26 protein-coding genes and 3 tRNA genes are annotated in these 26404 nt (G+C 64.4%); 23 read left to right on the top strand and 6 right to left on the bottom strand.

The annotated features are described in order from the left end of the window. Positions 1–84: 84 nt before the first annotated feature. Genes ACQKOE_RS12695 through ACQKOE_RS12680 form a run of 4 tightly spaced genes read left to right on the top strand, consistent with a single transcriptional unit; the run spans position 85 to position 3084 of the window. Positions 85–639 carry a DUF2924 domain-containing protein gene (locus tag ACQKOE_RS12695; RefSeq protein ID WP_427513106.1) on the top strand — a complete coding sequence of 185 codons (555 nt, stop codon included), beginning with the start codon at positions 85–87 and terminating at the stop codon, positions 637–639. Continuing rightward, positions 636–1946: a recombinase family protein gene (locus ACQKOE_RS12690; RefSeq protein WP_427513105.1), complete on the top strand. Its 1311-nt coding sequence runs from the start codon at positions 636–638 to the stop codon at positions 1944–1946. Before ACQKOE_RS12695 ends, ACQKOE_RS12690 begins: the two co-directional genes overlap by 4 nt. Next, a complete protein-coding gene (locus ACQKOE_RS12685) occupies positions 1943–2335 on the top strand; it encodes a hypothetical protein (protein WP_427513104.1) in 393 nt (130 codons plus the stop codon). Before ACQKOE_RS12690 ends, ACQKOE_RS12685 begins: the two co-directional genes overlap by 4 nt. Before the next feature lie 2 nt (positions 2336–2337). Continuing rightward, the gene (locus ACQKOE_RS12680; protein WP_427513103.1) at positions 2338–3084 is read left to right on the top strand and encodes a DUF3223 domain-containing protein; all 747 of its coding nucleotides are present in this window, start codon (positions 2338–2340) and stop codon (positions 3082–3084) included. Positions 3085–3427: 343 nt separating this feature from the next. On the opposite strand, the gene ACQKOE_RS12675 is transcribed toward ACQKOE_RS12680, so the two are convergent. Beyond that, positions 3428–3518, bottom strand: a tRNA-Ser gene (locus ACQKOE_RS12675). An 86-nt stretch (positions 3519–3604) separates the two neighbouring features. Between ACQKOE_RS12675 and ACQKOE_RS12670 the strand changes: the two genes are divergently transcribed. The 3 genes from ACQKOE_RS12670 to ACQKOE_RS12660 all read left to right on the top strand — a co-directional run bounded on the left by ACQKOE_RS12670 (position 3605) and on the right by ACQKOE_RS12660 (position 5498). Beyond that, a complete protein-coding gene (locus ACQKOE_RS12670) occupies positions 3605–4003 on the top strand; it encodes a metallopeptidase family protein (protein ID WP_427513102.1) in 399 nt (132 codons plus the stop codon). A 42-nt stretch (positions 4004–4045) separates the two neighbouring features. Beyond that, positions 4046–5014, top strand: coding sequence for a peptidylprolyl isomerase (locus tag ACQKOE_RS12665; protein ID WP_427513101.1), 969 nt, complete (start codon positions 4046–4048; stop codon positions 5012–5014). A gap of 148 nt (positions 5015–5162) precedes the next feature. Continuing rightward, positions 5163–5498 carry a DUF1905 domain-containing protein gene (locus ACQKOE_RS12660; RefSeq protein ID WP_427513100.1) on the top strand — a complete coding sequence of 112 codons (336 nt, stop codon included), beginning with the start codon at positions 5163–5165 and terminating at the stop codon, positions 5496–5498. 3 nt (positions 5499–5501) lie between these two features. On the opposite strand, the gene ACQKOE_RS12655 is transcribed toward ACQKOE_RS12660, so the two are convergent. After that, the gene (locus ACQKOE_RS12655) at positions 5502–7592 is read right to left on the bottom strand and encodes a RelA/SpoT family protein (RefSeq protein ID WP_427513099.1); all 2091 of its coding nucleotides are present in this window, start codon (positions 7590–7592) and stop codon (positions 5502–5504) included. A 76-nt stretch (positions 7593–7668) separates the two neighbouring features. After that, a complete protein-coding gene (gene hemF, locus ACQKOE_RS12650; RefSeq protein ID WP_427513098.1) occupies positions 7669–8526 on the bottom strand; it encodes an oxygen-dependent coproporphyrinogen oxidase in 858 nt (285 codons plus the stop codon). A gap of 44 nt (positions 8527–8570) precedes the next feature. Here hemF and pdeM point away from each other — a divergent pair, with 44 nt between their 5' ends. The 9 genes from pdeM (at position 8571) to pal (ending at position 14464) form a co-directional block, all read left to right on the top strand. After that, positions 8571–9242 carry a ligase-associated DNA damage response endonuclease PdeM gene (pdeM, locus tag ACQKOE_RS12645; RefSeq protein WP_427513097.1) on the top strand — a complete coding sequence of 224 codons (672 nt, stop codon included), beginning with the start codon at positions 8571–8573 and terminating at the stop codon, positions 9240–9242. Positions 9243–9273: 31 nt separating this feature from the next. Continuing rightward, positions 9274–9588 carry a phosphoribosyl-ATP diphosphatase gene (locus ACQKOE_RS12640; RefSeq protein WP_374589816.1) on the top strand — a complete coding sequence of 105 codons (315 nt, stop codon included), beginning with the start codon at positions 9274–9276 and terminating at the stop codon, positions 9586–9588. Next, positions 9588–9965: a histidine triad nucleotide-binding protein gene (locus tag ACQKOE_RS12635; RefSeq protein ID WP_427513096.1), complete on the top strand. Its 378-nt coding sequence runs from the start codon at positions 9588–9590 to the stop codon at positions 9963–9965. Before ACQKOE_RS12640 ends, ACQKOE_RS12635 begins: the two co-directional genes overlap by 1 nt. Before the next feature lie 78 nt (positions 9966–10043). Next, positions 10044–10502: a YbgC/FadM family acyl-CoA thioesterase gene (locus tag ACQKOE_RS12630; RefSeq protein WP_427513095.1), complete on the top strand. Its 459-nt coding sequence runs from the start codon at positions 10044–10046 to the stop codon at positions 10500–10502. Beyond that, on the top strand, positions 10499–11203 hold the full coding sequence (gene tolQ, locus ACQKOE_RS12625; protein ID WP_427513094.1) for a protein TolQ: 705 nt from the start codon (positions 10499–10501) through the stop codon (positions 11201–11203). The genes ACQKOE_RS12630 and tolQ overlap by 4 nt, the downstream gene beginning before the upstream one ends. Continuing rightward, positions 11203–11646 carry an ExbD/TolR family protein gene (locus ACQKOE_RS12620; protein WP_427513093.1) on the top strand — a complete coding sequence of 148 codons (444 nt, stop codon included), beginning with the start codon at positions 11203–11205 and terminating at the stop codon, positions 11644–11646. Before tolQ ends, ACQKOE_RS12620 begins: the two co-directional genes overlap by 1 nt. A gap of 75 nt (positions 11647–11721) precedes the next feature. Next, entirely contained in the window at positions 11722–12528 is an 807-nt protein-coding gene (locus ACQKOE_RS12615) for a cell envelope biogenesis protein TolA (protein ID WP_427513092.1), read from the top strand. Between the two features lie 12 nt (positions 12529–12540). Further along, a complete protein-coding gene (gene tolB, locus ACQKOE_RS12610; protein ID WP_427513091.1) occupies positions 12541–13902 on the top strand; it encodes a Tol-Pal system beta propeller repeat protein TolB in 1362 nt (453 codons plus the stop codon). Positions 13903–13957: 55 nt separating this feature from the next. Then, a complete protein-coding gene (gene pal, locus ACQKOE_RS12605; protein WP_427513090.1) occupies positions 13958–14464 on the top strand; it encodes a peptidoglycan-associated lipoprotein Pal in 507 nt (168 codons plus the stop codon). An 846-nt stretch (positions 14465–15310) separates the two neighbouring features. On the opposite strand, the gene ACQKOE_RS12600 is transcribed toward pal, so the two are convergent. Further along, complete coding sequence (locus tag ACQKOE_RS12600) at positions 15311–17173, bottom strand: PHA/PHB synthase family protein (RefSeq protein WP_427513089.1); 1863 nt, start codon at positions 17171–17173, stop codon at positions 15311–15313. A 247-nt stretch (positions 17174–17420) separates the two neighbouring features. On the opposite strand from ACQKOE_RS12600, the gene ACQKOE_RS12595 reads away from it, so the two are divergent. From ACQKOE_RS12595 to ACQKOE_RS12585, 3 genes are all read left to right on the top strand, one after another. Continuing rightward, a complete protein-coding gene (locus tag ACQKOE_RS12595; protein WP_374588768.1) occupies positions 17421–18620 on the top strand; it encodes an LL-diaminopimelate aminotransferase in 1200 nt (399 codons plus the stop codon). Positions 18621–18719: 99 nt separating this feature from the next. Beyond that, complete coding sequence (locus tag ACQKOE_RS12590) at positions 18720–19457, top strand: winged helix-turn-helix domain-containing protein (protein ID WP_427513088.1); 738 nt, start codon at positions 18720–18722, stop codon at positions 19455–19457. 26 nt (positions 19458–19483) lie between these two features. Continuing rightward, the gene (locus tag ACQKOE_RS12585; protein WP_427513087.1) at positions 19484–20296 is read left to right on the top strand and encodes a crotonase/enoyl-CoA hydratase family protein; all 813 of its coding nucleotides are present in this window, start codon (positions 19484–19486) and stop codon (positions 20294–20296) included. 211 nt (positions 20297–20507) lie between these two features. Here ACQKOE_RS12585 and ACQKOE_RS12580 read toward each other — a convergent pair whose 3' ends face one another. Beyond that, positions 20508–21620: an S-(hydroxymethyl)glutathione dehydrogenase/class III alcohol dehydrogenase gene (locus ACQKOE_RS12580; RefSeq protein WP_427513086.1), complete on the bottom strand. Its 1113-nt coding sequence runs from the start codon at positions 21618–21620 to the stop codon at positions 20508–20510. Positions 21621–21753: 133 nt separating this feature from the next. On the opposite strand from ACQKOE_RS12580, the gene ACQKOE_RS12575 reads away from it, so the two are divergent. The 3 genes from ACQKOE_RS12575 to ACQKOE_RS12565 all read left to right on the top strand — a co-directional run bounded on the left by ACQKOE_RS12575 (position 21754) and on the right by ACQKOE_RS12565 (position 23356). After that, positions 21754–23139, top strand: coding sequence for an RNB domain-containing ribonuclease (locus ACQKOE_RS12575; protein ID WP_427513085.1), 1386 nt, complete (start codon positions 21754–21756; stop codon positions 23137–23139). 50 nt (positions 23140–23189) lie between these two features. After that, positions 23190–23263: transfer RNA gene (locus tag ACQKOE_RS12570), tRNA-Cys, on the top strand. Between the two features lie 17 nt (positions 23264–23280). Continuing rightward, positions 23281–23356, top strand: a tRNA-Thr gene (locus tag ACQKOE_RS12565). A gap of 265 nt (positions 23357–23621) precedes the next feature. Here ACQKOE_RS12565 and ACQKOE_RS12560 read toward each other — a convergent pair. Beyond that, on the bottom strand, positions 23622–24107 hold the full coding sequence (locus ACQKOE_RS12560; protein WP_427513084.1) for a hypothetical protein: 486 nt from the start codon (positions 24105–24107) through the stop codon (positions 23622–23624). Positions 24108–24385: 278 nt separating this feature from the next. Between ACQKOE_RS12560 and ACQKOE_RS12555 the strand changes: the two genes are divergently transcribed. Next, a complete protein-coding gene (locus tag ACQKOE_RS12555; protein WP_427513083.1) occupies positions 24386–26365 on the top strand; it encodes a TonB-dependent receptor in 1980 nt (659 codons plus the stop codon). The last annotated feature ends 39 nt before the right edge of the window (positions 26366–26404 follow it).

Here is a 26404-nt window from a genome sequence, read left to right as displayed (position 1 = left end):
ATCCGCTCCACCCTGACCAGATGACCCCGGCAGCCCGGCGCGCGGAATTGTACGCGCTACTCGGTGCAGGCCTTGTCCGCCTGCATGAGCGTAAGCGCCTCCAACTATCTGAAGAAGATAGAGAAATTCCGCTACACTTCACGCCCGAACAGAGCGGTAGTGCCGGTGCAACAACCGGAGAACCGCACAATGAAGACTGATCCCGTCCTTACCCGACTGGCTGCCTTGAAGGCTGCCTCGATCGCCGAGCTCAAAGCGCAGTGGCGTGAATTGTTCTGCGAGGAGCCGCCCGCCTTCAACCGGCGCTACCTTGAGAGCCGCTTGGCCTACCGCGTGCAGGAACTGGCTTACGGTGGACTGAAACCCGCAACGGTGAAGCGGCTCCAGCAGCTGGGTGAGCAGCTTGATGGCGGCAATATCACCACGCGTCGCGTGCGGGCCAACCTTAAGCCGATCGTCGGCACCAGGCTGATCCGCGAATGGCAAGGTGTCGAGCACACCGTCACCGTCACCCTGGACGGCTTCGAATGGCAGGGCCGCCCTTTCCAGTCACTCTCTGCAATTGCCCGCGCAATCACTGGGTCGCGCTGGAACGGGTGGGTCTTCTTCGGCCTCAAGGACAACCGGAGGGCAGCATGAACAACACTAGCATCAGCAAGCTGCGCTGCGCAGTTTATACCCGCAAGTCGTCCGAAGAAGGACTCGAGCAGGAGTTCAACTCGCTCGATGCCCAGCGCGAAGCCTGCGAAGCCTACATCGCCAGCCAGCGTTCGGAAGGTTGGGTCCCCGTCCGGGATCACTATGATGACGGCGGGATTTCCGGCGGCACGCTGGAGCGCCCCGCGCTGCAGCGCCTGCTAGCTGACATCGAAGATGGGCTGGTCGATGTGGTCGTGGTCTACAAGATCGACCGTCTGTCGCGCTCGCTTATGGACTTCGCAAAGCTGGTTGAGGTGTTCGACCGCAATCAGGTGACGTTCGTCTCGGTCACCCAGTCGTTCAACACCACCACCAGCATGGGCCGGCTGACGCTCAATGTCTTGCTGTCATTCGCCCAGTTCGAACGCGAGGTCACCGCTGAGCGCATCCGCGACAAGTTCGCCGCTAGCCGCGCCAAAGGGATCTTCATGGGCGGGGTGCCGCCGATGGGTTACGATGTGAAGGCCCGCAAGCTGATCGTGAACGATGATGCCGCGGCGAACGTCCGGTTCATCTTCAAGCGGTTCGTCGAGATTGGATCAGGCACAACCCTTCTGCGCGAACTCGCTCAGCGCGGCATTACGACCCGCCAGGGAAAGCCGATCACCAAGGGCTTCCTCTATCGCATGCTGAACAACCGGGCCTATCTCGGCGAAGCAGTCCACAAGGGCACGAGCTATCCTGGGGAGCATGACGCAATCATTGATCGCGAGCTCTGGTATGCCGTTCGCACTATCCTCAAGGAGAGCCCCCGCGTTCGTGCCAATCGCTCGCGCGCTAACACCCCTGCGTTGCTGAAGGGGCTGCTCTGGGGGTCAAATGGGGCTGCGTTTTCACCGAGCCACACGCGCAAGAACGGCAAGCTTTACCGCTATTACGTCAGCCAGACCTTGCTTCGGCAAGGCGCGGGGGCATGCACAATGGGCCGCATCTCGGCAGCGGAAGTTGAAGGCACGGTGGTCGAGCAGCTTCGGTCCGTATTTCGCCAACCCGAAGCAATCGTGGGGGCTTGGAAAAGCGCAGTCAAGAATTGCCCCACCGTACCGGAGGAAGAGGCCCGGGAGGCACTTACGAGCCTTGATCCGCTTTGGGAGGAGCTATTTCCGGCCGAACAGGCGCGCATTGTTCAGCTGCTGATCGACAAGGTCATCGTTGGCAGCGCGGGCCTCGATGTAAAGGTCCGGGTTGATGGCATTGGCACCCTGGTCCGCGAACTGCGGGCCCCCGCACTGGAGGCGGCAGCATGAGGGCCTCCAGCGAAACCCAGACCGTCACGATCCATATTCCTTTCCAGATCAGGAAACGGGGTGGCCGTAAGGAAATGGTGCTGCCTCCGGGCGGTCAGTTGCAGCGGTCCCGCATGGATAACACCGTGGTCAAGGCGTTGGCCAGAGCCTTCCGCTGGAAGCGCTTGTTGGAAAAGGGCGCGTACTCCTCGGTCACTGAACTGGCCGAGAAGGAGAACATCGGGATGAGCTACCTGACCCGGGTACTTCGCATGACGCTGCTCGCCCCGGACATCATCGACGCGATCCTCGACGGCCGACAGGGCCAAGGGATCAATCTGACCACGCTGGCCGAGCCGTTCCCCGTAGAGTGGGCATCGCAGCGCCGGCATTTTTCAATGGAGGTATAAGCATGGCCAAAGCTGTGAAGCTGAGTAACGGACGCGAGTTTTTGAGCCAGAAGGCTGCCACAGTGCACTTCAGGGGGATCCTGCATGCTTATGCAGACGGGGACGAAATTATCGATGCTGCGCACCACAGCGGCCTTGTCGCGCTGCTGGAGCGCTATGATGACGCTATCACGGATACCCCGTCGAAAATCGGCACGGGCATTGTTCGCTTCGAAAGGCGGCTCAACTTCGGAGCCGGATTTGCGACCCCGGGGTTCTGGGTGGAGCGGGCTGACGGTTCATGGACCGACTTCAGCTTCCCGACGGCGATCAGCGCAAAACCCAAGCCGCAATCGCAGGAGTTCGCAGATGCCTGCCGCGGCGTGGTCGCCAGCGATCTGCGCGCTGCCAAGCTGCGCCATTTCAAGTCGCATGGGGATGCACAGGGACGGGTGCCCTGTGACATCACCGGGCAGTTGATCACGATCGACGAAGCCCATCTCGACCATGCCCACTGGCCGTTTGGCACGTTGATCGCGATGTTCCGCGAAGCGCGCGGCTGGCACGAAGTGATCCCGACCGGCATCCTAACGGCGCCGCAGAACCAGCAGACAACCACTACCTTCGCCGACCCGGCGATTGCTTCGGCTTTTAAGGCCTTCCACCATCGGACAGCGACCATCAGGGTGATCTCGGCAAAGGTGAACCTCTCCATGGCTTCGCAGCAGCGGAAGCCCAAGATCAAGCTGCCGGTCAATCTCGAGCCCTGAGCAGCATCCACACCAAGCCCTGGCAAAACGAAAGGCGGCGGAGTTCAACTCTGCCGCCTTCGTCGTTTCGGGGTTCTGGCGGGTTCGATCCGAGTAGAATCTTGAGGTTCTACCAGCATCCAACGGCCATTTCGGCACTGTTAAAAAAGCACGCATTTCCAAGCCGATATGCTCATCCACTAAAACAGGTCCGGTCGAGAGCTTTGGAGAATATCGGGCCTAAGAGAGCAAAGATGCCCCTACGCCGCAGATGGGCAGTGGAGAGGTTGCTACCTACAACCCTTGAAATGCAGGGGATTTTTTGCGCCAAACCCAAAGAATAGAATGATTCCAATGGTTTAAATGGCGGAGCGGGAGGGATTCGAACCCTCGATACGCTTTTGACGTATACTCACTTTCCAGGCGAGCGCCTTCGACCACTCGGCCACCGCTCCGCGTGCACTGGAAGAGCGCGCCCTAGCGCCCGGCGGGCGATCGTGCAAGCGTTGCGGGCGTCGGCTTTGCGACTATGTTCTCCGGCATGACCCGGACCATTGGCCTTGCCCCGTCGCTGATCGAGATCGAAGCCCTGGCCCGAGCGGCCTTGCAGCGGTTGCCGGAGCCGTTTGCCGCGCATCTGGAGGGGCTTGTGCTGATGGTCGAGGATTTCGCTGACGAAGAAACACTGGCGGCCATGGGCATTGCCGATCCGTTCGAACTGACCGGAATCTACGAAGGCGTGCCGGTGGGGGAAAAGCACAACGCATCGGGCACCATGCCCGACCGGATCCGGCTGTTCCGCTCTCCGATCCTGGACGAATGGATCGCGCGCGGGGATGAAACGCTGGAGCATTTGGTCGCCCACGTCGTGATCCACGAGGTCGGGCACCACTTCGGCCTGTCGGACGAGGACATCGACGCGCTGGAAGAAGAGGCGTGACGGCGGTTTGACATCGGGCGCGCGGCTGGCACTGTGCGGGGCATGAAGAAGCTTCTCCCCCTTGTTGCCCTTGCCCTGATCCCGGTGGGTCAGGCGTCTCCCGTCCAGGCACAGGCTTCGGCCAGGCTGGTTGCCGGCCAGAACAAGCCATCCCCGCTTGCTCCGGGCGAGATAGTCGCCGCTGCGCCAAAGGCGGACTGGATCGCGATTGCGCCGGCGGACCTGCTGGTCATGGACCTGGTCCCTGACGCCCAGGGCGCGGAGCGGCGGGTGGTGATCCAGTTGATGCCGCCGCCGTTCAGCACCGGTTGGACCGGCAATATCCGCAAGCTGGCTGCCGCCCATTGGTGGGACGGGCTGAGCATCAACCGGGTCCAGGACAATTACGTCGTCCAATGGGGCGACGGGAATGCCGAGGATGCCGCCAAGGCAAAGCCGCTGCCGGCCGGTTTGGCGTCGCCGCCCGAAAGCGAATACGTTTCACCGGCTGGCGATCTTTATGAGCGCGCGGAGGCGGCGGGCCGGGGGCATCGGGGCGATGCTTATGCTCCGGGTCTTTACCACCGTGACGGTTGGCCCGTTGGTTATGACCGCACCAGCCAGTGGCCGGTCCACTGCTATGGCATGGTGGGCGTGGGCCGGGATCTCTCCCCCAACACCGGGAGCGGGGCAGAGCTTTACGTCGTGATCGGCCACGCGCCGCGCCATCTGGACCGCAATATTGCGCTGGTGGGCCGCGTGATCGAGGGCATTGAACACTTGTCCAGCCTGCCGCGCGGAACGGCTGGAATGGGGTTTTATGAAAAGCCGGAACAGCGGACCGGGATCAAGTCGATCCGCTTGGGCGAGGAGGTTCCGGGGCTGCCCGCTTACGAATATCTCTCCACCGAGAGCGGGAGCTTTGCGCGCTACGCTGACGCCCGGGCCAACCGCCGCGATGCGTTCTTCATCCGTCCGGCGGGCGGCGCGGATATCTGCAACGTTCCCGTTCCGGTGCGGCGGGTGCCTTAGGATGGTTCACACGAAGACACGAAGACATGAAGAGGTTCTGCAAACGGCGAAGCCGCCTATCCATGCGAACCTCGCCGATGGCGCAGCGTGGATGGATCAAAGAGCCTTCGGCTCGGTGCTACATCTTCATGTCTTCGTGTGAACCCATATGACCCTTCGACAAGCTCAGGGAGAGCGGGAGATTCTGAAGCACACCGGACTGCTGTGGCGCTGGACTGGCGGGAATGGCGGCTCGTGGCATTTCCTGACGATTGATGGCGAAGCGGGGGAGGCGCTTTCGGCTACGGCGCTGATGCGGCGGATGGAGCGGACGATTGGCGGCTTCGGTTCGCTGAAAGTCACGGCGCAGATCGGGGACACGCGCTTTCGCACCTCGCTTTTCCCGAGCAAGACAGTGGGCTGGATGCTTCCGGTCAAGGCCAGCGTGCGCAAGGCGGAGGACCTGGCCGAGGGGGACCAGGTCGCCGTGGTGCTTGAGGTTTAGGCGTTAGATCCGCTGCGCTTCGGCCACGGCATCGCTGGCGCGCAGGGCGCTGACGATGCGGGTGAGGTGGGCCAGGTCGGTGACTTCCAGATCGACTTCGTAATTGCCGAAAAGTTCGTCACGGCCCGTCATCGCCAGTTGCACGATATTGGCGCGGTTGCCCGCGAAGATACCCGTTGCTTCGGCCAGAGTGCCGGGGCGGTTGTAGAGCACCAGCCGCAGCCGCCCGACCGCGCCCGAACTGCGCTCACCCCAGGATAAGTCCAGCCAGTCGGCATCGACGCCGCTGGCCAGGGTCATGCAGTCGATCGCGTGGACCTCGATCCCCTTGCCTGCCTGGCGGATGCCGACGATGCGGTCGCCGGGGACCGGGTGGCAGCAATCGGCGAGCTGGAAAGCCATGCCCGCAGTCAGGCCGCGGATCGAGATGGCGCGTTCCTGCTTGGGCCAGTTTTCCGGTTCCGGCAGTCCGGCAGTGGAGCCTGGGACCAGCGCTTCCATCACCACGCGGTCTTCCAGCTTGGCCGTGCCGATCTGGGCCATCAGCTCTTCCTCGCTAGCCAGGCCCAGGCGCTTGACCGCGTCCTTCACCGCCTTCTTGCCGATCTTGCTGGGCAGGCGTTCGGCAATCTGTTCGAACAGCTTGCGCCCAATCGCGGCCACTTCGGCGCGTTCCTTGGCGCGGACGGCGCGGCGGATTGCGGCGCGGGCCTTGCCGGTGACGACAAAGCCCAGCCAGGACAGCTGGGGCGACGCGCTCTTGCTCTTGATGATCTCCACCACGTCGCCGTTGTTCAGCGGGGTGCGCAGCGGCATGTGACGGCCGTTGATCTTGGCCCCGACGGCAAAGTTGCCCAGGTCCGAATGGACCGAATAGGCAAAGTCGACCGGAGTGGAGCCCTTGGGCAGCTGGTGCAGCGCGCCCTTTGGCGTGAAAGCGAAGATGCGGTCCTGATAGATCGCCAGCTTGGTATGTTCGAGCAGTTCCTCGGCATCGTGGCTGGCATCGACGATTTCGATCAGGTCGCGCAGCCAGCCGACCTGGCCATCGGGCTTGTCGCCCTGCTTGTAGGCCCAGTGCGCGGCCAGCCCGAATTCGTTCAATTCGTGCATTTCGCGGGTGCGGATCTGCACTTCCATGCGCATTGAATTTTCGAAGATCAGGCTGGTGTGCAGGCTGCGATAGCCGTTCGACTTGGGGGTCGAGATATAGTCCTTGAACCGGCCCGGAATCATTTGCCAGTGCGTGTGCAGGATGCCCAGCGCCCGGTAGCAGTCCTCGGTCGTGTCGGTCAGGACGCGGAAGGCCATGATGTCGGTGATCTGTTCAAAGCTGACGTGCCGTTCGGCCATCTTCTTCCAGATCGAATAGGGGTGCTTTTCGCGGCCCGACACTTCGACCTTCAACCCGGCCTCGGCCAGGGCCTGCTTGATCGACAGGGCAATGGCATCGACCTGGCCGCCTTCGCTGCTGCGGATCTGTGCGAGCCGACCGGTGATCATGGCATAGGCTTCCGGCTCCAGCTGCTCGAAGGCGAGCAACTGCATTTCCCGCATATATTCGTACATGCCCACGCGCTCGGCCAGCGGGGCATAGATATCCATCGTTTCGCGGGCGATGCGGCGGCGCTTTTCCTCGCTCTTGATGAAGTGCAGCGTGCGCATGTTGTGCAGGCGGTCAGCCAGCTTGACCAGCAGGACGCGGATGTCCTCGCTCATCGCCAGCAGGAACTTGCGCAGGTTTTCGGCGGCGCGCTCGCTCTCGCTCATCGCCTCGATTTTGGACAGCTTGGTCACCCCGTCGACCAGCCGCGCGACTTCGGGTCCGAACAGCCTTTCGATCTCTTCGGTCGTGGCCAGGGTATCTTCGACCGTGTCGTGCAGCAGGGCGGTGATGATCGTTTCCTGATCGAGCTTCAGCTCGGTCATCAGGCCTGCCACTTCGACCGGGTGCGAGAAATAGGGATCGCCGCTGGCGCGCTTTTGCGTGCCATGCTTTTGCACGGTATAGACATAGGCGCGGTTCAGCATCGCCTCGTCCGCTTCGGGATCGTAGGCGAGCACCCGCTCAACAAGTTCGTACTGGCGTAGCATCTGTGCCCTAAATGGCTGGCAAACGGGGTTTAGGGCAAGCGCAAAAAGGCCCGTCCCAGAGGTTCGCGCGGCCCGATCAGCTCCAGGTCGCCTCGGGCGGCAGGCTCATCAGGATCGCATCGACATTGCCGCCGGTCTTCAGCCCGAACAGCGTGCCCCGGTCATAGACCAGGTTGAATTCGGCATAGCGGCCCCGCCATTCCAGCTGCTGGCGTTTGTCCTGGTCGGTGAATGCCATGTTCATGCGGCGGCGGACCAGGCGCGGGAACACCTCGAGGAACGCTTCTCCCACGTCGCGGGTAAAGGCGAAGTTGGCTTCGAAAGCCGCATCATCGGCGCAGTCCAGGTGGTCGTAGAAGATCCCGCCCACGCCGCGCGCGACATTGCGGTGGGGGATGAAGAAATATTCGTCGGCCCACTGCTTGAAGCGCGGATAGTACGCCGGATCATGCGCATCGCAGGCCGCCTGGAAGGCCGCGTGAAACTCTGCCGTATCCTCGGCATAGGGGATCGGCGGATTCAGGTCGCCGCCGCCGCCGAACCAGGCCTTGCTGGTGGTCAGGAAGCGGGTGTTCATGTGCACGGCGGGAACGTGCGGATTGGCCATATGGGCAACCAGGCTGATGCCGGTGGCGGTAAAGCCGGGGTTGTCCTGGTCCGCGCCGTGGATCGTCTTGGCGAATTCGGGCGCGAACTGGCCGTGGACGGTGGAGACGTTGACGCCGACCTTCTCGAAAATGCGGCCCTTCATCACCCCGCGCGTACCGCCGCCGGGATTGGGATTGCCTTCCTCCTCGCGGTTCCAGGTGAGATATTCGAAACGGGCGGGACTGCCGGCCTCTGCCTCGATCTGCTCGAACTCGGCACAGATACGGTCGCGCAGGCTTTCAAACCAGGCGCGGGCGCGGGCGGTCATCGGGGTCCAGTCAGTCATGCTCCGCCCTTGCCAAGCGAATCCGCATCCGGCAAGGGAAAGCCATGGTTCCCTTTTCGTTCGCTGGTGAGGAAATGGCCCTGGCGGGCGGCCTGGCGGTCTATTGGCCGCGTGAACGAGCGCTGCTGGTGGCCGACCTCCATCTGGAGAAAGCCAGCTTCTTCGCCCGCTTTGGCCAGATGCTGCCCCCCTATGACAGCCGCGAAACGCTGGCGCGGGTGGCCGATGCCGTCCGGCAGACCGGGGCGCGGCGGGTGTTCTGCCTGGGCGACAATTTCCACGACCGCGCCGGGGCCGAGCGGCTGGAGCCTCACGCGGCGGGGATGCTCGACGCGCTGACGCGGGCGACGGACTGGGTCTGGGTGTCTGGCAACCACGATCAGGGGGCTGTCCCGGCAGGTACCGCGGTGGACGAGATCGAGGTGTCGGGCGTGATGCTGCGGCACGAGGCGCTGAAGGGCGAGACGCGGCCCGAACTGTCCGGGCATTTCCACCCCAAGCTGAAGGTCAGGGCGCGCGGGCGCGCTATCATCCGGCCTTGTGCCGTGGCGAGCGAGCGCAAGCTGATCCTGCCCGCTTTCGGCGCGCTGACCGGCGGGATGGACGCCGCCGATCCCGCGATCATCGCCGCGCTGCAACCGGTGCGCGCGGCGGATGCCTTGCTGGGCGTGCAGGGGCGGCTGGTGCAATATCCGATCTGGCGCGCTGCCTCTTGACCTTGCGGGTGGCCAGCCGCATGGCCGCAACATGGATACGCTATCCCGCCTCGCCGCCACGATTGCCGCTCGCCGCGGTGCCGACCCGGAAACGAGCTGGGTCGCCAAGCTGAATGCGCGCGGCGTTCCCGTCATCGCCCGCAAGCTGGGCGAGGAAGCGGTCGAAACCGTGATCGCCGCCCTGTCCGGCAGCCGTGAGGAACTGATCGGCGAAGCGGCGGACACCCTGTTCCACCTGCTCGTCCTGCTCGATGCCAAGGGCGTGGCGCTGGACGAAGTCATGGCCGAACTGGACCGCCGCGAAGGCACCAGCGGCATCGCCGAGAAAGCAGCAAGAGGTCAGTAATGCCGATCGACGCCACCCAGCCCTATGACGACCAGAACGTCTTTGCGAAGATCCTGCGCGGGGAAATCCCGAACAAGACCGTCTATGAAGACGAATGGGCGCTGGCTTTCCACGACATCAACCCGCAGGCGCCGCTGCACGTGCTGGTGATCCCCAAGGGGCCATATGTCAGCTGGGACGATTTCTCGGCCAAGGCCCCTGCCGAAGAGATCGCGGGCTTCATCCGTGCCGTCGGCCATGTCGCGCGCGAAGCTGGGCTGGTCGAACCGGGCTATCGCCTGCTCGCCAACATCGGCGGGCACGGGCACCAGGAAGTCCCGCATCTTCATGTACATGTCTTTGCCGGCAGGCCGTTGGGGCCGATGCTGGCGCGGTGACGAACCGTTCGCAAGGCGGGGTAAGCGGATAGCTGCCCCTTGCCCTGCGACTCGCGCTGTTGCTAAGGCTGTTTCGGTATGACGGCACAGCCCGCCTTTCCCTCCGGCCAGATCGACGGTCCGCTGCACCGCTTTGCCGTGCGCGCCTATTTCGAGGATACGGACCTGTCGGGCGTGGTCTATCACGCCAATTACCTGCGCTGGTTCGAACGCGCCCGGTCCGATTTCGTCCGCCTGCTGGGGATTGATCAGCGCGCGGTGAACGAAGCCGGAATTGGCGCCTTTGCCGTGGCCGACCTGGCGATCCGCTATGCCGCCCCGGCCCGGCTGGATGACGGCGTGGTGATCGAAACGCGCTGCACCGAACTGGGTGCGGCTTCGTGCCGGATGCACCAGAAGGCGGTGCGCGAAGACGGCCTGCTGCTGGCCGAAGCGACTTTCCGCGTCGGCTTTGTCTCTCCCCAAGGCAAACCGCGCCGCATGCCCGATGGCTGGCGCGCGGCCTTTGCCCCGATCCTGTCCGAAGGAAACCCATGACCGATCTTTCCCTGCTGTCCGCCGCTGCGGCAGCGCCCAAGCATCTCGATCCGGTGGCCCTGTTCCTCCAGGCCGATATTGTCGTGCAGGTGGTGATGGCCGGCCTCGTCCTGGCCTCGGTCTGGGTCTGGACGATCATTGCCGGGTTCAGCCTGCGCTATCGCAAGCTCAGCGCGGCGAGCCGGTCCTATGAACAGGACTTCTGGAATGCGTCGGACATCGACGCGTTCCAGGCCCAGCGCGGCGGCGGCGATGTTCCCTCCGCGCGCGTGGCTGCTGCCGCGATTGCCGAATGGCGCCGCTCGACCAAGGGCAAGAACCTGGACCGCGATGGCGCGCGCCAGCGGCTGGCCCAGGCCATGGACAGCGCGATTGCGGTAGAGGCGGAGCAGCTTTCCGAGCGGCTCAATTTCCTTGCCACGGTCGGTTCCGTCGCGCCCTTCGTCGGGCTGTTCGGGACAGTCTGGGGGATCATGAACTCGTTCTTCCAGATCGGGCAGCAGCAGAACTCGTCGCTCGCCGTCGTGGCTCCGGGCATTTCCGAAGCGCTGTTCGCCACGGCCATCGGCCTGTTCGCGGCCATTCCGGCGGTGATTGCCTACAACCGCTTTTCGCACCGGGTCGACCAGCTTGAAGCGCGCCTGCAGCGCTTTGCCGACCGCTTCCACGCCAGCCTCAGCCGCGAGCTGGACGCGCTCTGATGGCGATGGGTTCTCCTTCCTCGCGAGGCAGCAAGCGGCGCGGCCGCGCGCCCATGGCGGACATCAACGTCACCCCGCTGGTCGACGTCATGCTGGTGCTGCTGATCATCTTCATGGTCACCGCCCCGATGCTGAGCGCCGGGGTGCCGGTCAACCTGCCCGATGCCAATGCCAAGCCGCTGGACCAGAACCCGGTGGAAATCAGCATTTCGCTGGACGGCAATGGGGTGATCTACCTGGGCGATGCTCCGCTTGAGCCGGGCACCTTTGCCCAGCGCCTCGCCGAAGTGCCGCCCGCGCCCGATGGCAAGCCGCCGCAAGTGGTGCTGCGGGCCGACCGCAACCTGGACTATGGGCGCGTCATGGCGGTCATGGGCGAACTGAATCGTGCTGGCTTCACAGCGATTTCGCTGGTCACCACAGGTTCAGTTCCAAGCCCCTAGCGCTGTGATCATGTTCAAAACGCTCGTCATTGGGGGACAGGTGTGACGCGGGCCGGGCTTTCGCGGGAGGAGGCGTTGGGCCTGGGCCTTGCCGCCCTGGGCCACGTGGCGCTGGTCTGGGTGCTGGTCACTGCACCTGCGCCCGAACCGCTGCCGCCGGTCGACCGGGTGAGCGTGACGCTGAGCGATGAAATGGGCCCGGTGTCGACCGCGCCCAATCCGCAGTCAGATCCGATGGCTGACAAGGGCCCTGAACTGGGCGAACCAGCTCCGGTTGAGGAAGCCGTGCCGGCTCCGCCTGTGCCGAAGCCGCAGCCGCAGCCCGCGCCAGTTCCCGCACCGCAAAAGGCACCGGCTCCCAAACCCGCCGCTGCGCCGCCGCAAAAGGCCCCCGCGCCAAAGCCGCAGGCCAAGCCGCAACCGGCCAAGGCTGCGCCGACCAAGGCAGTCCAGGCCAAGGCGACGCCCGCCAAAGCCGGGGCGAGCAGTTTCGATCAGGCCTTTGCCAAGGGGATACCCGGCGGCAGCATCACGGGCCGCGACCAGACCCCCGCCGCCTCGCAGGCTTCGGCGCAGCAGGTCGCCTCGTGGTCGTCCTCGATCAATTCCAAGGTGCGCGGTCCATGGAATTCCTGCCCGGTCAGCGGGCTGGACGTGGGCAAGCTGCGTGCCTCGGTGCGCTTCACGCTGGACAAGACCGGACGGGTCCAGTCCATCGAGGACTTTGACGTTACCGGCGTGACCGAGGCCAACCGCCCGCAGGTCAAGCCATTCAAGGACTGCGCCGTCCGCGCGATCCGCCTTGCCGCGCCTTTCGCGGGCCTCCCGCCGGAATTCCATGACCAGTGGAAGAACCGCCGCCTCAACTTCAGGAAAGAGTAGGAACAAGCCCCCATGAAGAAGATCATGCCCTTCTTGCTGGCGGCGGTCTTGCCCGCCTCGGCCTTGCTCGCCCAGACCGCACCGGCGCCTGCCCCCACGATCCAGCCCGAAGAGGTTGAGGAAGACGTGGTCGGCAGCCTGGACAACGACGCCAAGATCGCCATTCCGGCCTTTGCCACCAATGCCGATGTGCCGACCCAGACCAGCGCGGGCAGCACCTCGACCCTGGGCTTTTCGGTCGCCAACGTGATCTTTGCCGACCTGCGCAACAATGGCCTGTTCCAGCCGACCGGCCCCAGCAGCCTGCCGCGCCCGGCCCTGGCCCAGGTGCAGGCGCCGGACTATGGCGGCTGGCGTGCGCGCGGGGCCGACATGCTGGTGCAGGGCTATGTCCGCGCCGAGGCAGGTGGCAACATCACCGTGGGCTGCTATCTCTATGACGTGGCGCTGGGCCAGCAGCGGGTGAAGGCCGGCTGGACGGTCGCTCCGGGCGACTGGCGCCGCGCCGCGCACAAGTGCGCGGACCTGGTCTATTCCACACTCTCTGGCGAGAACCCGTTCTTTGACAGCCGGATCGCCTATATCGCCGAAACCGGCCCCAAGGACCGCCGGATGAAGCGGCTGGCGATCATGGATTCGGACGGAGCGAACCACACCTTCCTGACCACGGGGCAGACCATTGCGCTGACCCCGCGCTATTCGCCCGATTACAAGCAGATCATGTATCTGAGCTATACCAACGGGCAGCCGCGGATTTACATCATCGACCCGCAGACCAAGGCGCAGCGCCTGTTGCTGAGCGCCAGCAACCCGCTGTTCGCGCCGCGCTGGTCGCCCGATGGGCGCTGGGTACTCTATTCGATGGCCACCGGCGGCAATACCGACATTTACAAGATTCCCGCCGCTGGCGGCACGCCGGTCAAGCTGACCGATGCGCCGGGGATCGACATCGGCGGCTCATTCTCGCCCGATGGCAGCCGGATCGTGTTCGAAAGCGACCGTTCGGGCAGCCAGCAGGTCTATGTGATGAATGCCGATGGCACCAACCAGCGCCGGATCAGCTTTTTCGGCGGGCGCGCGGCCACGCCGGAATGGAGCCCGCGCGGCGACCAGATTGCCTTTACCCACATCGTCGGCAACCTGCGCATCGCAGTGATGGACCCTTCAGGCGGCAACCTGCGGTACCTGACGGACAGCTGGCAGGACGAGGCCCCCACCTGGGCCCCCAATGGCCGCGTGGTCCAGTTCTTCCGCACGGCCAAGACCAGCGGCAAGACCTCGCTGTGGCAGGTCGACCTGACCGGGCGCAACGAACGCCGCCTGGAAACCCCGGTCGATGGCAGCGATCCCGCCTGGGGCCCGCTTCGTCCCTAACCTGTGTTGACTCTCTGGCAGGGTCACCCAAGATCATACGTTGAAGGAGATGCCCATGAACAAGCGCCTTACCATGACCTTGCTGCTCGCAGCAGGCCTTACCGTTTCCGCTTGTGCCAAGAAGGCGCCGCAGGTTCTGCCGCCCGATCCGGGCACGCCCAGCCAGACCGAAACCGCCCCCTCTGGCGCACCGACCCCGGGTAGCCAGGCCGATTTCGTCGCGCAGATGATGGGCCAGGACACGATCTATTTCGATACCGACAAGTTCAATATCGATTCGACCGACCAGGCCGCTCTCGCCGCGCAGGCCCAGTGGCTGATGAAGTATCCGGCCAAGCGCCTGACGGTCGAAGGCCATGCTGACGAGCGCGGCACCCGCGAATACAACCTCGCCCTGGGTGAACGCCGCGCCAATGCGGCCAAGAACTACCTGGTCAGCCTGGGCGTCGATGCCGGCCGCATCACCACGGTTTCCTATGGCAAGGAACGCCCGATCGCCTTGGGCAGCGACGAGGAAAGCTGGGCCCGCAACCGCCGCGCGGTGACTGTCACGGTCGATTGATCAATGGCGCGTCACCCCGGCCTGTGCCGGGGTGACGGTTTGGGTCTTTGCGTCCTCTGCGCGAAACAATTTCCGCCAAAGTACCGACATGAAGCGACACCCTTCGACAAGTTCAGGGTGAGCGGGGCTTGGAGCGCACCATACACTCCGCTCGGGCTGAGCTTGTCGAAGCCGGATTGGCCGGATGGGTTCACGCAAAGGCGCGGAGAAGAAAGGAGAGGCGCGGAGGGTTTTTGGCTTGCACGCCCAGGTTGACACAGTTGACACCCTGTCCACTTCTTCCAACAGGCTAGAACTGAAGGAATTGCTGGGCTTTCCGCGCCTTTTCGTAAAATTGTTCACGCGGGGAGAACAAAAAAGCAGAGCGCTGCGCGCAGGTCTCCGCTGCGCGAACAGCGGGCATGAGAGATCGTCAATTGCAAAGAGCCGCCGCGAATTTAGCAGGCGGCGGCAGAGTAGGAAAACCGGGCGGAGCCTGATCTGCACGCCGCCCGATAACGGTTCGCGCAGAGAACGCAGACGCCGCAGAGATGCCAGTAACCGAAGCTGCCCTGCGTCATCCCGGCGAAGGCCGGGACCTAGTCCGGCCATCAAAGTCGCCGCACGCGGCGGCGTTTCTATAGGGGCTGGGCTCCGGCCTGCGCCGGAGTGACGGGTGTGGGCTCCGCGTTCTCTGCGCTCTCTGCGCGAAACTATTCCCGCTGCCGTTAGGGAATGACGCGACACCCTTCGACAAGCTCAGGGTGAGCGGGTTTTGGGGGCCAGCCCTGCGATCAAACACCCCGCTCAGGCTGAGCCTGTCGAAGCCGGGTTGCTCAGCCTGCACCGAACCGACGGGTCACCGAATCAACGCGCCTTCACATAGCTGCCAGGGGCGTCCTCGATCACCTTGTCGCCCTTGCCACCCGGCACGCGTTTGCCCTTTGCCGGAACGGTCGTGCTGTCCTGCGCGTGAATCCAGTCGATCCAGTGCGGCCACCAGCTGCCCGGCGTTTCGGTGGCTCCGGCGACGAATTCAGCGAAGCTTTCTACCGGCTGGGGGTTGGTCCAGTACTGGTATTTCTTAGCGGCGGGCGGGTTGACCACGCCGGCGATGTGGCCTGATCCGGCGAGCAGGAAAGTCTTGGGTCCGCGCAGGTGGTGCATCAGTTGCCAGACGCTGGCGGCGGGGGCGATGTGGTCTTCGCGGCCTGCCTGGATGAAGGCGGGGGTTTCGATCCGGGTCAGGTCGATTGGGGTGCCATCTGCGCTGAGCGCCTCGGGCACGACCAGCTTGTTGTTGCGGTAGAGGTCCTTCAGATAGCTCATGTGCCATTTGGCCGGCAGGTTGGTCACGTCGCCGTTCCAGTGGAGCAGGTCGAAGGCCGGATAGTCGCCGCCGAGCAGGTAGTTGTTGACCACGTAGTTCCAGATCAGGTCATTGCCGCGCAGCAGGTTGAAGGTCGCGGCCATGTAGCGCCCGTCGAGATAGCCGGTTTCTGCCGACAGCTTTTCGAGCGCCTCAAGCTGCTGGTCGTCGATGAACACTTTCAGTTCGCCCGCCTGGGCGAAATCGACCTGGGCGGTGAAGAAGGTCGCGCTTTTCACCTTGTCCGCCTGCCCGCGCCGGGCCAGCACGGCCAGCGTGGCGGCGAGCGTGGTGCCAGCGACGCAATAGCCGATGGCGTGGACGGCCTTGACCTTCAGGCGCGCGCGGACCGTGTCGATCGCGTCGATCTGGGCGCGGATGTAATCGTCCCAGACCAGGTCCGCCATGCTGGCATCGGCCGACTTCCACGAGACGACAAAGACGGTGAGGCCCTGTTCCGCCGCCCAGCGGATGAAGCTTTTCTGCGGGGTGAGGTCGAGGATGTAGAACCGGTTGATCCACGGCGGGAAGATCACCAGCGGGACTTCCAGCACGCTGTCGGTCGTCGGGCTGTACTGGATCAGCTGGTAGAGAGGGGTTTCGTGCACCACCTTGCCGGGGGTCGTGGCCAGGTTCTCGCCCAGGCGGAAGGCCTGCGGATCGACGTGGGTCAGCTGCCCGCGCTTGAGATCGGCCAGCAAGTGTTCGAACCCTTTGACCAGGCTTTCGCCCTTGGTCTCCAGCGCCTTTTCCATGACCAGCGGGTTGAGCATCGGGAAATGCGCGGGGCTGAGTGCTTCGACCAGCGTACGGGCGGCGAATTTCAGTTGCTCGTGCTTGGCCAGGTCGCCGGGATTGGCCGCTTCGGCCATGGCCATGACTTGCTCTGCCAGCAGCAGGTAGGTCTGGTGGACCAGGGCATAGAACGGCTGCTCGCGCCATTTGGGATCGGCAAAGCGGCGGTCCTTGCGTGGCAGTTGCGGTTCATCGGATTCGGGCTGGGCGGTCTTGGGGCCGATGCCGTACTGGCCCAGCACCGTCTCCCACAGGGCCAGGCTGTCTTCCCACAGCTTCTTCTGGGTATCGGGATTGGTCAGCGGCAGGGCTTTCAGCCAGCCCTGCATGATTGCGGCGAAACCGGCGGGGTCGGCCATCAGGGCGGGAAGCTGGGCCATGACTCCGGTGGCCTGCTCGCTCTGGAATTCCAGCCACAGGGCCTGGAGCCGCTGCGAAATGTCGGCCCATTGCGCCAGGTCGGGCGCGCCGATCGCCTGGGCATCGGGCGTGAACTGGCTGAACAACTGCTGCGGCGCGGTCAGCAGGGTGCCAAGCAATTCCATCGGGTCCTTGGGCTGGGTCATATCATCCTGCATCTGCGTGCTTTGCGGCGGGATAGTATCAGTAAATCGAGGGCTTGAAAGGGGCGGAGCGAGATTCCGTGCCCAGCATAAGGGTGAAATGTTACAGGACGGGGCCGGGTGCGCGCGCTTTTGCTGCGCGCATCGCAATTTTTCGCAAAGATACTGGCGCAAACGCGCGCAATCCCCGATAAGGCCCCCCGCGCTGCCGCCCGCTGCGGCCATGCGCGCTCAAACCAGGAAAGGTCCCATGTCCGAAGAATTCTACCGCATCAAGCGACTGCCGCCCTATGTCATCGCCGAAGTCAACGGCATGCGGGCAGCGGCGCGAGCGGCCGGACGGGACATTATCGACCTGGGCATGGGCAACCCGGACCTGCCGCCGCCCCAGCACGTGATCGACAAGCTGTGCGAAGTGGCGCAAAAGCCGGACGCGCACGGCTATTCCGCATCGTCGGGCATTCCCGGCCTGCGCAAGGCCCAGGCCAATTACTATGGCCGCCGGTTCGGCGTGGACCTCGATCCCGAAACCGAAGTGGTCATGACCATGGGCAGCAAGGAAGGCCTGGCCAGCCTGGCAACCGCGATCACCGCACCGGGCGACGTGGTGCTGGCGCCCAATCCCAGCTATCCGATCCATACGTTTGGCTTCATCATTGCCGGGGCGACGATCCGTTCGGTCCCGACTACCCCGGACGAGGCCTATTTCGCCTCGCTGGAGCGGGCCATGGCCTTCACCGTGCCGCGCCCGTCGATCCTGATCGTCAACTATCCATCGAACCCGACTGCTGAAACGGTCGACCTGGCCTTTTATGAGCGGCTGGTCGCCTGGGCCAAGGAGAACAAGGTCTGGATCCTGTCGGACCTGGCCTATTCCGAGCTCTATTTCGACGGTAACCCGACTCCGTCGATCCTGCAGGTTCCGGGGGCCAAGGACGTGGCGGTGGAATTCACCTCGATGTCCAAGACCTTCTCGATGGCCGGTTGGCGCGTCGGCTTTGCCGTGGGCAACCCGCGCCTGATCGCCGCGCTGAAGCGGGTGAAGAGCTATCTCGATTACGGCGCTTTCACCCCGATCCAGGCGGCAGCCTGTGCCGCGCTGAACGGCCCGCAGGACATCGTCGAGGCGAACCGCACGCTTTATCAGAAGCGCCGTGACGTCATGGTCGAAAGCTTTGGCCGCGCCGGGTGGGAAATCCCCAGCCCCAAGGCCTCGATGTTCGCCTGGGCACCGCTCCCGCCTGCGCTGAAGGACATGGGCAGCCTGGAATTTTCCAAGCAGCTGCTGACCCATGCCGAAGTCGCGGTCGCTCCCGGGGTCGGCTATGGCGAGGACGGCGAAGGTTTCGTCCGCATCGCCATGGTCGAAAACGAGCAGCGCCTGCGCCAGGCGGCGCGCAATATCCGCCGCTATCTGCAATCGATGGGCGTCAATACGACGGCGGCTTAACAAGCAAGTCACTGTACTCTAAAGGTTTGGTTCCTTGCGCCGGTGCTGCAAAGCGTGCAGCGCGGCGCAAGGGCAGTTTAGCCTTTTGAGAGGGCATCCGTGCGGCAGTTTCGCTGGTTTTCGGCGGGACCGGTTCCCGTCGACTATGATTTGCGCCGTCTGGGCTGGGAATTGCTCGGTGACTTGTCGTCGGGCACCGGCCAGGCGCACGATCCGGCCCACGTCCTGCTGGGCCTGCCGCGGCAGTTGCCCTTGCCGCAGTGGCTCAGCCTGTCGGGCAGCAGCCTGCCGCAGCGCAAGTGGATCATGCTGCTGGAGGTGGCGGATTCGGCAGAGCGGGCGCGGATGCTGCGGATGGGCTTTGGCGACGCGATCGATTTCGGCGCTTCGCTGGAAGAGCTGGAGTACCGCGTCCAGCGCCTCGCGCATTTTGCCGAATCCCTGCCGCGCTATCGCCATTACGGCGCGCTGCGGATCGACCTGCTGGCGCGCGAGGGCTTTGTCGCGGGCCGCGCCCTGGGCCTGCACCCACGTGAATTCGCGCTGCTGTGGCGGCTGTCCGACACTCCGGGCGAGGCGGTGACGCCGCACGAATTGCTGAGCGACGTGTGGCGGCTGTCCTTCCGGCCAGAGACCAACAGCCTGGCCGTCCATGTCAGCCGCCTGCGGGCCAAGCTGCGGCTGGCGGGGATCGACGGCTTGATCGAAACCCTGCCCGAAGGCGGCTATCGCCTGGCCCCCTTGCACCGCCCCGCGATTGGCGGCGCGCACGATTTGGGTCTGGACGGATACCTGCGGATGGGCAAGGAATACGCCGTCGCGGCATCATCGCTGTAATTGAGCGGACAACAGGAGCGGAGAGAATGGCATTGGAAGTAAACCCGGCAGGGCGGGTCAGCATCACGCTGGGTGAAGACGGCGTAGCGCAGGTGCGGTTGATCCGCGCGGACAAGATGAACGCGCTCGATCCCGACATGTTCGCCGCCCTGATCGATGCGGGCCGCGTGCTGCACGACCTGAAAGGCCTGCGCGCCGTGGTCCTTTCGGGCGAGGGGCGCAGCTTCTGCGCGGGCCTGGACCTGACCTCGATGGCCAATACCGGCCGCCATGACCGGGTGCCGCTGACCGATCGCACCCACGGCAATGCCAACCACGCCCAGCAGGTCGCGATGCAATGGCGCAAGCTGCCGGTGCCGGTGATCGCGGCAGTCCACGGCGTCTGCTTCGGTGGCGGCTTGCAGGTGGCCAGCGGTGCGGACATCCGCGTGGTCGATCCGGCGGCGCGCATGGCGGTGATGGAACTGAAGTGGGGCCTGGTTCCCGACATGGGCGGCTATGCCCTGTGGAAGGGCCTGGTGCGCGACGACGTGCTGCGCGAACTGACCTATACCAACCGCGAGTTTTCCGGGGCGGAGGCGAAGGAACTGGGCTTTGCCACCTATGTCGACAGCGATCCCCTGGCCCGCGCCACGGCAATCGCGGCAGACATTGCCAACCGCAACCCCCACGCCCAGCGCGCGGCCAAGCGGCTGTTCAACCGCTATCTCGAAGTCGGCGTCGATGAAATCCTGATGGCCGAAAGCGTGGAGCAGCAGGCCCTGATCGGTTCGCGCAACCAGATCGAAGCCGTCACCAGCCAGATGCAGAAGCGCAAGGCCGAATACGTCGATCCGTAAACGGCGCGCTGAACCCGCGTTACCTTCCCGTCATCCCGGCAAACACAACCTACGTCACCCCGGCGAAGGCCGGGGCCCAGCCCGATCAATGGGTCGCCGCAAGCGGCGGCGCTTGCTTAAAGGACTGGGTCCCGGCCTACGCCGGGATGACGCAAGAACGGGTCCCGGCCTGCGCCGCGGGTCCCGGCCTGCGCCGGGATGACTGCACTGATCAGAACACGATCACGCTGCGGATCGACTTGCCCGCGTGCATCAGGTCGAAGGCGGTGTTGATCTCTTCCAGACCCATGACGTGGGTGATCATCGGGTCGATCTCGATCTTGCCCTGCATATACATGTCGACGATCTTCGGCACGTCGGTGCGGCCCTTGGCCCCGCCGAAGGCCGTGCCGCGCCAGTTGCGCCCCGTTACCAGCTGGAACGGGCGGGTGGCGATTTCCTTGCCCGCTTCGGCCACACCGATGATGATCGAGGTACCCCAGCCGCGGTGGCAGGCTTCCAGCGCGGTGCGCATCACTTCGGTGTTGCCGGTCGCGTCAAAGGTATAGTCCGCGCCGTCGTCGGTCATCATCACGATCTTGGCGACGATGTCCTCGCGGCTCATGCCCCGGGTATTGAGGAAGTCGGTCATGCCGAACTTGCGGCCCCATTCCTCGCGGTCCGGATTGATGTCGACGCCGATGATCTTGTTCGCGCCAGCCAGCCGCGCGCCCTGGATCACGTTCAGGCCGATGCCCCCCAGGCCGAACACCACCACGTTGTCGCCAACCTGGACCTTGGCCGTGTTGATCACCGCACCCACGCCCGTGGTCACCCCGCAGCCGATGTAGCAGCTGGTCTGGAACGGCGCGTCCTCGCGGATCTTGGCGACGGCGATTTCCGGCAGCACGGTGAAGTTCGAGAAAGTCGAACAGCCCATGTAGTGATAGATCGTCTGCCCCTTGTAGCTGAACCGGCTGGTGCCATCGGGCATCAGGCCCTTGCCCTGGGTGGCGCGGATCGCGGTGCACAGGTTGGTCTTGCCGCTGAGGCACGACTTACACTGGCGGCATTCCGGGGTGTAGAGCGGGATCACGTGGTCGCCCGGCTTCACGCTGGTCACGCCCGCGCCGACTTCGCGCACGATCCCGGCACCTTCGTGGCCCAGAACCGAAGGGAAGATGCCCTCGCTGTCGAACCCGTCCAGGGTGTAGGCATCGGTATGGCACACGCCGGTCGCCATGATTTCGACCAGAACTTCACCGGCCTTGGGGCCTTCCAGGTCAAGCTCGACAATTTCCAGCGGCTGCTTGGGGGCAAAGGCGACTGCGGCGCGGGTCTTCATGGAATTTCTCTCTCCTGTCCGGAACATGCCGTCCGGAACGAGCCGGGCGAAACACGCTGGAATGTGATCTGCGCGCTTCGTGCCGCCTGACGCGCCGCTTGGCAAGCACGTGTCACCGGGTTAGCCCTGTGGGATGAAAGCGATCCGCGATCCCGATTGCCTGCTGGCCCAGGGACTTGACGCCATTCGCGCGCAATTCCGGGTGCCTGCTGGCTTTCCGCCGCAGGTTGAAAGCGCCGCAGCGCAAGCCGCGCGCAAGCCGCTGAGCGACCATGCGGACCGCACCGCCATGCCCTTCGTCACGCTCGATCCCGCCAGCGCGACCGACCTCGACCAGGCCTTTGCGCTGGAGCCAGCGGGTGGTGACTGGCTGCTGCACTATGCGATTGCCGATATCGACTGGTTCGTGACCGATGGCGATCCGGTCGACCAGGAAGCCTGGGCGCGGGGGGAGACGCTTTACCTGCCCGATGGCAAGGCCGCGCTCTATCCCCGCGCGCTGAGTGAAAGCGCAGCGAGCCTGCTGCCCGATGGTCCGCGCCCTGCAGTGGTGTTCACCAGCCGGATCGACGCGAACGGCAAGGCCGTGCTGGAGCGGGTGGAGCGCGCGGTGATTCGCAGCCGCGCCAAGCTGGGCTATGAAGCGGTCCGGCCAGAAGACCTGCCCGCCGGGTTCGGCGAAGTCGCGCGCCGCCTGGCCGAAGCCGACAATGCCCGCGGCGCGACCCGCGTCGATCCGCCGGAGCAGGAGGTAGAGCGCGATTCGTCGGGCCATTTCACCTTGCGCCTGCGCCCGATGGCCTGGGCCGAACGGCACAACGCCGCGCTGTCGCTGGCAACGAACCTGGCCGTGGCCGATGCGCTCCACCGCGCCGGAACCGGCCTGTTCCGGGTGATGGAGCGTCCCAGCCGCGAGGCCGAAGGACGCTTGCGCCATACTGCCGAAGCCTTTGGCCTGGCCTGGCCGCAGGAAGCCAGCCTGGCCCAGTTTGAGCGCCTGCTCGATCCGGCGGACCCGCGCGCCGCCGCCTTCATGCTCGCGGTGCGCCGCGCCGGCAACGGAGCCAGCTATGTACCGTATCAGCCTGGCGTGATTCCCTGGCACGCGGCCATGGCCGCCACCTATTGCCACATGACCGCGCCGCTGCGCCGCCTGGCCGACCGCTATGTCATCCGCGCCGCCATGGCCGTGGCGAACGGGCAGGAGGTGCCGGAAAGCGCCTCCTCTGCGTTCCAGCGGCTCGGCCCGGTGATGGACCGCGCTCAGGCCCGCAGCAGCCAGATCGAGCGTGCCGTCGTCGATCTGGCCGAAGCGGCGATCCTCACCGGGCGCGAAGGTGAGCAATTCGAAGCCGTGGTGACCGACCAGGGCGAAAGCGGCGCGCGTTTCCAGCTGTGCGAACTGCCCGTCGTCGCCCGCACCACGGCCCACCGCGTCCAGCCCGGAGACCGCATCCGCGTCCGCCTGGAATCGGCCGATCCCACCCGCCGCGAAGTCCGCTTTGCCCGCCAAGCATGAATCGAGTTGCACCGCCGCGCAGGCTAAGCTAGTGGCGCACGCTCTTGAGAGGCCCGATGGCGGAGTGGTTACGCACCGGATTGCAAATCCGTTTACGCCGGTTCGATTCCGGCTCGGGCCTCCAGAGAACTTGATTGGTATGCCGCTTTAGCTCAGTTGGTAGAGCACATCATTCGTAATGATGGGGTCACGTGTTCGAGTCACGTAAGCGGCACCACCTTCCTTAAGGTGCATTCCCTAGATTTTTCGCTAGGCATGTTTCCGCGCAATCGTGTGACTAGTGCAACTCCGCAGCGAGTTTCCCTGGCGGGCTGATTGGATGCTTTCAGGTGCTCCGGATAGCTACGCCGCAACCCCTTCCTTGCGCCCATATAAAGCTGCCTGAATGCAGGCGGGGGCATTTGCTTATTTTTGCCATCTGCCCTTAAGCCGGTGATCAGAACAAGTTACTGACCTCATTGCAAGGCCGTATCCCGTCAATATTAGTCTGATTTGCGTTTCGGAAACTTCAGACGGGGAGCGATTTGATCCATTGTCATTTTGGCATCCAGGGTCATGCAGTATTCAGGTTTAGCAGCACGGCAAATCGACGGAGGCGCAGGGTCATTTGTTGCTATGATCTCAAGCTCAGCTCCTCCAGGCCCGGTGAGATCAAAGTCTCCATTTCCGATGCGCAGATAAGTTAACTGGCTCTTCTGATAGACGATCTGAAAGAAACGAAAGCCAGCCAGATTGGCCAGTTCGGCAGCGCGGTAGAGTGCAATCCAAGAAGCACTCCCTTCCGGGGCCGCACCATTAACGCCAGTCCAAACTCGCCAAGCATTCGGTCCCGTTTGCTTATCCTTATAGCCCCCGAAGACTCCCCATTTTCGATATGTTACTTGTCCTTGGCTTTGTCCGGAGGCCGCGAAGGGTAAAATTGCGAGCCCTAGCAAAAGGGCGATGAGGAGTTTCTTCATTTCGACCATCCGGGAAGCGCATTTGATGCACTTATTTTGCGCAATCTGATCTAATTTAAATACAAAAATTCAGATGCTTGGCAGGCAAAATTTGATTTGCACGCGTGCTCGGCTCGGCATGAACTCCTGCGGGTCAAGTGCAGCGCACCGAGTGTGCCATGGTTCAAATAATTGCTCTTCCGATTAAGTACGTTTCATGGTGATAGGGGGAGGTGAGACTAGCATCTAAGCGGCTTCGTTTCCGCGCCATCCTCTCCCGGTCCCTGATTGCCCTGGCGCTGCCAGCGGTGTCTTCGCCTGCCTGGGCGCAGGACAAGGACGACGCGCAGGTTGCTCAGGACATCGTCGTGACTGGGCGGGGCCTCGATCCTTCGCCGTTGCTCCAGGCCTATTCGGTCGTGACGCTGGATGCGGAGCGCAGTGCGCTGTCCGCTTCGGGGCGGCTGGAGGACGTGCTGACGGGGGCGGCGGGTTTCCAGCAGTTCCGCCGGTCAGACAGCCGTTCGGCCAATCCCACGGCGCAGGGGGTTACGCAGCGCGGGCTGGGGGGCAATGCCTCCAGCCGGACCCTGGTGCTGCTGGACGGGGTGCCGGTCACCGATCCGTTCTTTGGCCATGTGCCGTTTTCCGCCCTGCCGCTGGATCGGCTGGGCCGGATCAGCGTGATTCGCGGCGGCGGCACGGGGGCCTTCGGGGCCGGTGCCGTGGCGGGCACGGTCGATCTGGTCAGCGCCAATCCTGCCGACCTGCCGCTGGGCGAAGCGCGGCTGATCGCGAACGACCGGGGCGAGAGCGAGCTTTCCGCCACCTTGGCGCCGCAGCTTGGCGCGGGTTACGGCGTGATCAGCGGGCGGTGGGATCGCGGGCAGGGGTTCTGGACCACGCCGGTCGAGCAGCGTGTTCCAGCCAGTGTGCGGGCCCGGTTCGATAGCTGGTCGACCTCGCTGCGCGGCGTGGCGCCGCTTGCACCGGAGGTGGAATTGCAGGCGCGCGGCCTGGTCTTTCAGGATCACCGCACCCTGCGTTTTGCCGGGGCGGACAGTTTTCAGGGCGGGCAGGATGCCTCGCTGCGGCTGGTAGGCCGGGGCGCGTGGCAGTTTGACGTTCTGGGCTATGTCCAGGCGCGCGACTATTCCAACGTGGTCATTTCATCGACCACCTATCGCAAGACGCTGGACCAGCAGGCGACTCCCTCGACCGGGCTGGGCGGCAAGATCGAACTGCGCCCGCCGGTCGATGCGGCCCATTCGCTGCGGCTGGGCGTGGACTGGCGCCGGGCCAGCGGCGAGATGCGCGAAGTGGCCTTCAGCGGAGTAACCGGCGCGGTCACGGCGCGGCGGCGTGCGGGCGGTACCAACGACGATCTGGGCTTTTATGCCGAGCATGACCGGCAGCTTGGCCCGCTGCGCCTGACCGGATCGGCGCGGGTGGACCGGTGGTCGGTGCGCGACGGGCGCTTTATCGAGACCAGCGCCGCTGGCGTGGTGACGACGGAAGCCCGCTTTGCCGACCGCTCCGGCTGGGACCTGTCGCTGCGCGGCGGCGCCCTGATGGACCTGGCCGAAGGGCTGGCGCTGCGCGGGTCCATCTACAACGGGCTGCGCCAGCCAACCTTGAACGAGCTTTACCGCCCCTTCGTGGTCTTTCCGGTCACCACGCGGGCCAATGCCGCGCTGGAGAACGAGGAGCTGTTCGGATTTGAAGGCGGGTTCGACCTGAAGCTGGACGGGCTGGAATTTTCCGCCACTGCCTTTGACAACAAGGTGAAGGGCGCGATTGCCAATGTCACCATCGGCACCAACCTGCGGCAGCGGCGCAATGTCGACGCGGTCCATTCGCGGGGTGTGGAACTGCTGGCCAAAGCAAAGCTAGCTCAGTTCGAATGGGACGGCGCGGCCAGCTTTATCGACGCACAAGTGGAAGGCAGCGGCCCGTCGCTTGGCCCGGATGGCAAGCGCCCGGCCCAGGTGCCCAAGTTCGCCGCCAGCACCACGCTGGCCTGGCGTCCTGCCGAAGGGTGGCTGGTCGCGGCAACGCTGCGCCATGTCGGCGCGCAGTTCGAGGACGATCTGGAAACCGACCGTTTGCCGGCGGTGACCACGCTGGATGCCGTGGCGACTGTGCCGCTGGGCGAGCGTGCCAGCCTGGTTCTGCGGGCCGAGAACCTGACCGAAGCGCGGATCGTGACGCGCAACCAGGGCGGCTCCATCGACCTGGCCGCGCCGCGCACGGTCTGGGCCGGATTGCGGATTTCCTTCGGCCGCTGACTTGCCTAAGGTGCCTTCCGAAACAACGAAATCGGAGAG

It is taken from the genome of Novosphingobium sp. NPDC080210 (genome assembly GCF_050281025.1).
Lineage (GTDB): Bacteria > Pseudomonadota > Alphaproteobacteria > Sphingomonadales > Sphingomonadaceae > Novosphingobium.
Note: the sequence above shows the minus strand (reverse complement) of the source record. Positions and strands in the feature narration are given on the sequence as shown.